Here is a 7,927-nt window from a genome sequence, read left to right as displayed (position 1 = left end):
CCGCCGGGTCGAGCACCGCAAGCCCGCCCTGCTGCGTCAGCGCCTGCGTGGCAAACGCGACGGAGCCGAGCGCGGCGACGGTCAGGAGAATGCGGTGGGCGGGCTTCACGGCGTCGTGTTAGGACAGCCGGAGTCAGGCGGGAAGAGACGAAATGCGCCTTTATCCTCCCTGTTCCGCAGGAATGGGGAGGGGGACCGCCGACGAAGTCGGTGGTGGAGGGGGAGAAACCCCTCCGTCAGCCCTGCGGGCTGCCACCTCCCCATTCCTACGGAACAGGGAGGGTCAGCGATCAGCGATAGAAGATGTGGTTATCCACCTGAGCCAGCTTCGTCAGCTTGCTCCAGCGCGGCGACACGCGCTTGGCGTGGAAGAACAGCGCACCCTTGGCCTTGCTCTTCCAGGCGCCGTCCTCGGCGATCTGGGCGATCGCGACGGCTTCCTGCCAGCTGGGCGAATTCTCGCGCACGGCAGGCATCGAGCGGCCGCGAATGAACGAGAACTGCGAGGGCTGGTAGACCACGCCGCAATAGCTCGTCGGGAAGCGGCCCGACTTGGTGCGGTTGACGATCACACGGCCAACGGCGAGCTGGCCTTCCAGCGATTCACCGCGTGCTTCGAAGTAGATCGCGCCGGCCAGGCAGCGCATGTCGCGCGACATGTCATCCGGCGTCTCCTGCTGAGACACCAGTTCCTGAAGGGAATCCGCATCGGGGGCGTCTGCTTCCTCGGTCTCGGTCTCGGCGGCGGGAAGCGCCTGCACGACCGGTTCGGAAACGAACTGCGGGGTGGGCTTCGTTTCTACCAGCGTCGGAATGAAATCCGATGCGGCGGCGCCCGAGCCCGTGGCGCCTAGAAGAGCGGTGAGAACCGTCGCGGCCAGCGCAATCGCGCTCGCCCACTCAACTTTCTTTCGCATTCAAACTTGATCAAAGGCGGTGAACCGGTCCGACACAGGCTGGAACGGAATGCCACGAAGTGACGTTCTGTTTCCGTCGAGCCTGCCGACGATTCCCCGTCTGCGTGCTAGCCGGACAAGCCGAAGTGCTGTCCGAGCCGCTTTCGCGTCAGTGAAGGGGGCCTTTAGGCTGTGGGCCGGGCAAGTCAACCCGCACCGGGTCAGGCCCCGATGAAGCGTTCGGCGTCTACGCCATCGAGTTCGACGATCCACACGTCGGGGTCCTGACGCTTGCGCCGGTCTAGGTACTCCTGAAATTCGAACGGGTTTTCAGGATCCTGAGTCTTGGAGCAGCGCCAGCGCCGGGTGCCGTCGAGTTCGGGCATCCGTTCATGAAGGCGCACATTCGATCCATTGTGCGAAAGAACGACAAGGATCGTCCCGGCGTCCTGTTCGCCTTTAGCCAGCACCGTCGCGAATCCGCCCTCGCCATTGACGCGGCGAATCAGCGCGGAAACCTCGAGGTGAGCGGGGAGGCGGGAATCCATCAGGCTTGCGGAATCGAATAGCCGGGCAGGCTGGAGAGCGCGATGCGCGATCGCATGAACGTTCCGGTGCCGCGCCCGCATTCCTCGCCGTCCTCGTCGATCAGCCAGGACTCGGCCACCAGCACGCGGCGGCGACCGCTCACCCAGCGGCCCTCGCACACGATACGGCCGCCCTTGATGGGCTTGGACAAGTGCAGGTTGAACGAGGTCGTCAGCAGGAAGCGATCGGTGACGTGAGTGTTGGCAGCGTAAAAAGCCGCATCGTCGAGCATCTTGAAATAGATGGTCCCGTGCGCCGCGCCGGCCGCATGGAAACAGTCGGGCTCGACCAGGAACGTGATGCGCGCATGCCCGTCGCCGACGATTTCCAGCTTCGAGCGGAACATCTGGTTGATGGGGGCGGAGGCATAGAGCCCCTCCAGCGCGCGCCAGTGAAGCCCGGCGCCGCCCTGAATCTGGCCTTCGGCAGTGTCTTCAGGCTGCATCGCGGTCGATGACGTTGCTCAGCAGGCTGTAGAGCGCTTCGGTGCCCGGAGCGGCCAGCAGCGCTTCGTGCATGCGCTCGTCACGCATCATGCGCGAGATCGCCGCCAGAGCATGAAGATGTGTCGCGCCCGCGCCTTCGGGGGAGAGCAGGCCGAACACGAGGTCGATCGGCACGCCGTCCGCGGCTTCGAATTCGACTGAGGAAGCGAGGCGCATGAACACGGCAACGGGACGCGTCAGCCCCGCCATGCGCGCATGGGGGATGGCGATGCGTCGCCCGAACCCGGTGCTGCCAAGCTGCTCACGCTCGGTGATGCGCGCCAGCACGGCCTGATGGTCGAGACCATAGACCGAAGCGAACCGAGCCGCGAGGCGGTCCAGGATGATGTCCTTGCTGTCCGCGTCGAGGGTGATGACAGCCTCGGGCGCCAGCGAAAAAAGCCCACTCATTGCGTTTCTGATACTTGACCGGTTGCCAACATTGCATGCTCCGAAACCCCCGGCGGAAAACCGGGGGTTCGTTTCTTCCTCTCGTTGCGATCAGAAGCTGTGCGCGAAAAGCGTCAGTGCGGTTCGACCCAGCCGATCGACCCATCACCGCGGCGGTAGACCATATTATGTCGCCCGGTGCCAGCATTTTTGAAGAAGAGAGCCGTAGTATTGCGCAAGTCGAGCATCATTACCGCGTCCGAAACGGTGGCTTCAGGAACGTCCACCCGGGTTTCGGCAATGACCACCGGGGCGTCGGCTTCGAGGTCGTCCGTGTCGTTGTCTGCGACGTTCTCCTCGAAGATCGTGTAGGCGGCGTCCTCGGCCGCATTGGCATGGGCCGTCTGTTCGGAGCGGTCCTTCAGGCGGCGCTTGTAGCGGCGCAGCTGCTTGTCGATCTTCTCGGCGGCCTGATCGCAGGCGACATGCGCGTCCTGCGCCATGCCGCTGCCCTTGAGCACGAGGTTCTGCATCACGTGCATGATGATGTCGCACTTGAACGCCCCCGCCGGCGCTCGGCCGAAAGTGACGTGAGACGACAGCGCCCGGTTGAAATACTTCTCGATGATCGCCGTGAGCTTGTCGTTGGCGTGGACCTGCAGGGCCTCGCCGGTTTCGACCTGGTGACCAGAGACGCGGATATCCATGGGCGTTTCTCCTTAGACTTAGAGTTCAGGCACCCCAGAGCGGGGTATCGACCGACTTGAGAAACTCTGCGTGCGCAGAGAGTTCCGCCTCGGTAGCCGCGTGGGGACGCGGCTGACGGAAAATACGGTTCTTCGTGTTGAGAACCTTGATTTCCGTCACGATCTCAGTGGTTTCTGCAGAAAGTTCGAGGCCGATCTGACGGCCTCCCCGCAGTTCCACGTAAACTTGGGCAAGCAGTTCGGAGTCGAGCAGCGCGCCGTGCTTGGTGCGGTGACTGCGGTCGATCCCGTAGCGACTGCAAAGCGCGTCGAGCGAGAGCTTGGCGCCGGGATGGCGCACTTTGGCGAGCGCCACGGTATCGACCATGCGCTCACGCGAAACCTCGGGAAGCCCGCATAGCTTCAGCTCGGCGTTGATGAAGTTGAAATCGAAGTTGGCGTTGTGGGCGACCATCGCGCTGTCCTCGATGAAGTCGAGGAATTCCTGCGCGCAGGCCGAGAACAGGGGCTTGTCGGCGAGGAAGGCGTCGGACAGGCCGTGCACCGCCTCGGCCTCCGCGGGCATGCCGCGTTCGGGGTTGAAATAGGCGTGGTAAGTGCGGCCGGTCACCACCCGGTTGACCATCTCGATGCATCCGATTTCCACCATGCGGTCCCCGTTTTTCGGGTCGAAGCCGGTCGTTTCGGTGTCGAAGATGATCTCTCTCATCCCTCTCCATATCTGCCTGTGCGCCCCCATGTGCAAGGGGCTGGAGCGGATTATTCGGCTCGCCTCAGCGCCTGCACGATACCGGCCACCTGTTCGCGGGTCGCATCGAGCGTAGTGCCGGTGTCGATCACGTAGTCGGCACGCGCGCGTTTCTCGGCATCGGGCACCTGAAGTGCCAGAATCTGCTCGAATTTTTCCGCAGTCATGCCCGGCCGCGCGAGCACCCGGCGGCGCTGTTCCCCGCCCGGGGCGGACACTACCGCGACCGCATCGAGGCCCTTTTCGCTGCCCTTTTCGTAGAGCAGCGGAATGTCGAAGACGACCAGCGGCGCCTCGGCATTGTCCCGCAGGAAGTCCCCCCGCATCGCCGCGACGGCGGGGTGGACGATTCGCTCCAGAGTCGCGAGCTTATCCTTGTCCTGGAACACGACGGCACCCAGCAGGGGTCTAACGACACCTGACGCATCCGTAGTGCCGGGAAAGGCCGCCTCGATCAGCGGCACCAGTGCGCCGTTCGGACCCTGTAGTTCGTGTACCGCGGCATCGGCATCGAACACCGGCACGTCGAGGTCGCGCAGCATCTGCGCGACCGTCGACTTGCCCATGCCGATCGATCCGGTGAGGCCCAGAATTTTCATTTGAGAATCAACTCGCGCAGAGCGGCATCGCGGTCGCGGGGAGGGCGGGCGCCGAAGAAATGCATGAATGCCGAGTCCGCCTGCCCGATCAGCATGGAAAGGCCGTCCACCGTCTCGAATCCGGCGCCGCGTGCATCCTGCAGGAACTGCGTGTCGAGCGGACTGGTGACGATATCGTAGACCACGCTGCGCGGCGGCGCGTGGCTGAAGTCGAAGGCCAGCGGCGGCTGCCCGGTCATGCCGAGCGGGCTGGCGTTGACGACGAGGTCGAAGCACTGCTCGCGGTCGTCAAAGGCGAAGTCGGTGGCGTCGGCGAAGTGGTCGAGGCCGATGGCGTGGTGCTCGCCGCCCGGCGCGAGTTCGTCGAGCATGGCGCGCGCCTTGGCCGGATCGCGGCCCGCGAGGACGATGACGAAGTGCTCGTTGGCCAGCCCCGCGATGATTGCCCGCGCCGCGCCGCCGGTGCCGAGGATGCGGGCCATGCGGAAGAGGTGCGTCTTCGCCAGTTCATCGCGCACCGGCTCCAGGAATCCCGGCGCGTCGGTGTTGTAGCCGGTGAGGGTGCCGTCGGACTCGCGCACGACGGTGTTGACCGCGCCGATCTGCGCAGCGAGGGGGTCGAGCCGGTCCATCAGCGGCAGGATCGACAGCTTGTGCGGCATCGTCACGTTGCAGCCGCGCCAGTCGGGATCGGCGCGGCGCTTCGCGAGATAGTCGCCGAGGTCCTCCAGCTTGACGAGGCAGTGGTCGTAGCGGCCTTCGATCCCCAGCTCGGCAAGCCAGAAATTGTGGATCGCGGGCGACTTGGACTGCGCGATCGGATCGCCGATCACTTCGGCATAGCGTGTCATCGCGTCAGGACTCCCAGCCCGCGCAGCGCCGCCTGGACCTTGAGCAGCGGCATGCCCAGAATCGTGAAGTAATCGCCGTCGATCTTCTCGAACAGCTGCACGCCGCGCCCCTCGATCCGGAAGACGCCGACGCAGGCACCGACTTCGGGCCATTCCGCGTCGAGGTAACTCTCGATGAAGGCATCGGACAAATCCGCGACATGCAACTGCGCCACCGCATTCTCCGCCCAGAGCACTTCGCCATCGCGCACGAGGGCAGCCGCGCTGTGCAGCTCCATCACCTTACCCGAGAAGAAGCGCACATGCTCGGCCGCGTTCTCCCGGCTGGCGGGCTTGTCGAACCGCCGCCCACCGCAGGACACGAGGGAATCGCTACCGAGCACGACCGCACCCGATGTTTCACGTGAAACATTCAGGGCCTTTGCCTTCGCAAGTTCCAACGCGACTTCGGGCGCGGAGGCATCGCCGAGCGCCGCCTCGATCCCGCGTTCGTCGACATGGGCGGGCTGGGCGCGGTAGGCGATGCCCGCCGCTTCGAGCATGGCGCGGCGCGAGCCGCTCTGGGATGCAAGAACGATCATGGAAAACTCTGCTAGATGGGCTTCGGGCCGACCTGGCCGGTCTGGCCCGCCGCCTTGCGTTCGTTATAGAGGTTGATCACCGCCGCGGCGGTCTCCTCGATCGAGCGGCGGGTGACGTCGATCACCGGCCAGGAATTGTCCGCGAACATGCGCCGCGCATATTTCAGCTCGCTCTCCACCGCGTCGGTCGCAACATAGTCGGTGTCGGGCGACTGGCTGAGCGAGAGCAGGCGGTTGCGGCGGATCTGGATCAGCCGATCGGGCGCGGTCGTCAGGCCGACCACCAGCGGATGGCGCAGCCCGAACAGCATCTGCGGCGGCGGGCTTTCGACGACGATCGGAATGTTCGCCACCTTGTACCCGCGATTGGCGAGGTAGATCGAGGTCGGCGTCTTGCTGGTGCGCGACACCCCGGCGAGCAGGATATCGGCTTCCTCCCACTCTTCCCACAACACGCCGTCGTCATGGGCGATGGTGAACTGGATCGCATCGACGCGCGCGAAATAGGCGTCGTCGAGCCGGTGCTGGCGGCCCGGACGTCCCTTCGCCTCCTGCCCCAGCAGCGCCTCGAGCGCGTCGGTCACCCCGTCGAGCACCGCGATCGCTGGCAGGCCGAGTTGCTGGCACCTCTCTTCGAGGCGCCCGCGCGTCTCCTCGTTGACCAGGGTGAAGAAGACGAGGCCCGGGTTCGCGGAAATCTCGCCCATGATCCGATCGAGGTGCTGCTGCGAGCGGACCATCGGCCAGAAATGCCGCAGGACTTCGCCGTCGTCGTCGAACTGCGCGAGGGCCGCCTTGGCGATCATCTCCAGCGTTTCGCCGGTGGAATCTGACAGGAGGTGCAGATGGAAACGCGCCATGCCGGCTCAGGGCCTCCGAAGGGCAAGGGGTGTGGATATGTGGCGGCATAAACCATGGGAGGAGCCCGGTGACAACTCGGTGAAAACTCCTCAGCGGCATTTCCTGCCCGCTATGGGGATTCACCGAGTCAGTTTCTGGACAGGCGGGCCGACTCTTCCCACACCCTGTGGACAAGGCGAACAACCTTTCGTTGACTCACTCTCGTCCAAGAGTCGCATCTGACTCTTCAATCTGTTCATCCGGGGGTAAATCGGGCAAGGCGAGCCAATCCCCGATATCCACAGGGCCAACAGACTCCATCATCCTTATATAAAATTTCTATTTTTTTGTTGGGACGTGACGCGATGCCCGGAATCCTCCTCGAAACTCTGCGCGGAAACAACGCGCGCAGGCGGCCGCTGTGGCTCATGCGCCAGGCCGGCCGCTACCTCCCCGAATACCGCGAGTTGCGCGCCGAAAAGGGCGGTTTTCTCGCGCTCGTCTACGATACGGACGCCGCCGCCGAGATCACCCTGCAACCGATCCGCCGTTTCGGCTTCGATGGCGCCATCCTGTTCTCCGACATTCTCATCGTGCCTTACGCGATGGGGCAGGACCTCCAGTTCCTCGCCGGAGAGGGGCCGAAACTGACTCCCCGGCTTGTGGACAATGCGCTGGAGGGGCTGACTCAGGTGCCTGAGCGTCTTTCGCCGATCTACGAGACCGTGCGGAAGGTTCGCGCCCAGCTTGATGACGACAAGACGATGCTCGGTTTCGCCGGTTCGCCCTGGACCGTCGCGACCTACATGGTGGCAGGCGAGGGGAGTCGCGACCAGCACGACACCCGCGCCATGGCCTATCGCGATCCGGGCGCCTTCGGAGCAATCATCGATGCGGTGATTCAGGTGACCGTGGAATACCTGTGCGGCCAGATCGAGGCCGGCGCCGAAGCGGTGCAGCTGTTCGATTCATGGGCAGGCAGTCTCTCGCCCGCGCAGTTCGAGCGCTGGGTGATCGCCCCCAATGCCGCGATCACCGCTGCCGTGAAGGCGCGTCACCCCGAGACTCCGATCATCGGCTTCCCGAAGGGCTCGGGCGAGAAACTTCCCGCCTATGCCCGCGAAACCGGAGTCGACGCGGTCGGAATCGACGAGACCATCGACCCGATCTGGGCCGCGCGCGAACTTCCCCAAGGGCTGCCGGTGCAGGGCAATCTCGATCCGCTGCTCCTGCTGGCGGGCG

General features: G+C 64.6%; 11 protein-coding genes. 1 reads left to right on the top strand and 10 read right to left on the bottom strand.

Features of this window, described 5'->3' with window-relative positions; all coding sequences use genetic code 11:
- Positions 1 to 290 precede the first annotated feature (290 nt).
- The 10 genes from LH128_RS08830 to LH128_RS08785 form a co-directional block, all read right to left on the bottom strand.
- Positions 291 to 917 (bottom strand): cell wall hydrolase, encoded by a 627-nt coding sequence (locus LH128_RS08830; RefSeq protein ID WP_008829270.1) that lies wholly within the window; start codon positions 915 to 917, stop codon positions 291 to 293.
- A 200-nt stretch (positions 918 to 1,117) separates the two neighbouring features.
- Positions 1,118 to 1,444 (bottom strand): DUF1491 family protein, encoded by a 327-nt coding sequence (locus tag LH128_RS08825; protein ID WP_008829269.1) that lies wholly within the window; start codon positions 1,442 to 1,444, stop codon positions 1,118 to 1,120.
- Complete coding sequence (locus LH128_RS08820; protein WP_008829268.1) at positions 1,444 to 1,929, bottom strand: PaaI family thioesterase; 486 nt, start codon at positions 1,927 to 1,929, stop codon at positions 1,444 to 1,446. The genes LH128_RS08825 and LH128_RS08820 overlap by 1 nt, the downstream gene beginning before the upstream one ends.
- Positions 1,919 to 2,380 (bottom strand): PTS sugar transporter subunit IIA, encoded by a 462-nt coding sequence (locus LH128_RS08815; protein ID WP_008829267.1) that lies wholly within the window; start codon positions 2,378 to 2,380, stop codon positions 1,919 to 1,921. Before LH128_RS08815 ends, LH128_RS08820 begins: the two co-directional genes overlap by 11 nt.
- A gap of 113 nt (positions 2,381 to 2,493) precedes the next feature.
- Positions 2,494 to 3,066 (bottom strand): ribosome hibernation-promoting factor, HPF/YfiA family, encoded by a 573-nt coding sequence (gene hpf / locus LH128_RS08810; RefSeq protein ID WP_008829266.1) that lies wholly within the window; start codon positions 3,064 to 3,066, stop codon positions 2,494 to 2,496.
- 25 nt (positions 3,067 to 3,091) lie between these two features.
- Positions 3,092 to 3,775 (bottom strand): DNA polymerase III subunit epsilon, encoded by a 684-nt coding sequence (dnaQ, locus tag LH128_RS08805; RefSeq protein WP_008829265.1) that lies wholly within the window; start codon positions 3,773 to 3,775, stop codon positions 3,092 to 3,094.
- Positions 3,776 to 3,825: 50 nt separating this feature from the next.
- Positions 3,826 to 4,413 carry a dephospho-CoA kinase gene (gene coaE, locus LH128_RS08800; RefSeq protein ID WP_008829264.1) on the bottom strand — a complete coding sequence of 196 codons (588 nt, stop codon included), beginning with the start codon at positions 4,411 to 4,413 and terminating at the stop codon, positions 3,826 to 3,828.
- On the bottom strand, positions 4,410 to 5,264 hold the full coding sequence (locus tag LH128_RS08795; RefSeq protein WP_008829263.1) for a shikimate dehydrogenase family protein: 855 nt from the start codon (positions 5,262 to 5,264) through the stop codon (positions 4,410 to 4,412). The genes coaE and LH128_RS08795 overlap by 4 nt, the downstream gene beginning before the upstream one ends.
- Entirely contained in the window at positions 5,261 to 5,845 is a 585-nt protein-coding gene (locus LH128_RS08790) for a Maf family protein (protein WP_008829262.1), read from the bottom strand. The genes LH128_RS08795 and LH128_RS08790 overlap by 4 nt, the downstream gene beginning before the upstream one ends.
- 11 nt (positions 5,846 to 5,856) lie before the next feature.
- Positions 5,857 to 6,705, bottom strand: coding sequence for a pyruvate, water dikinase regulatory protein (locus LH128_RS08785; protein WP_008829261.1), 849 nt, complete (start codon positions 6,703 to 6,705; stop codon positions 5,857 to 5,859).
- Positions 6,706 to 7,050: 345 nt separating this feature from the next.
- Between LH128_RS08785 and hemE the strand changes: the two genes are divergently transcribed.
- A partial coding sequence (gene hemE / locus LH128_RS08780; protein WP_008829260.1) for a uroporphyrinogen decarboxylase occupies positions 7,051 to 7,927 on the top strand: 877 nt, incomplete at its 3' end.

It is taken from the genome of Sphingomonas sp. LH128 (genome assembly GCF_000293195.2).
Lineage (GTDB): Bacteria > Pseudomonadota > Alphaproteobacteria > Sphingomonadales > Sphingomonadaceae > Novosphingobium > Novosphingobium resinovorum_A.
Note: the sequence above shows the minus strand (reverse complement) of the source record. Positions and strands in the feature narration are given on the sequence as shown.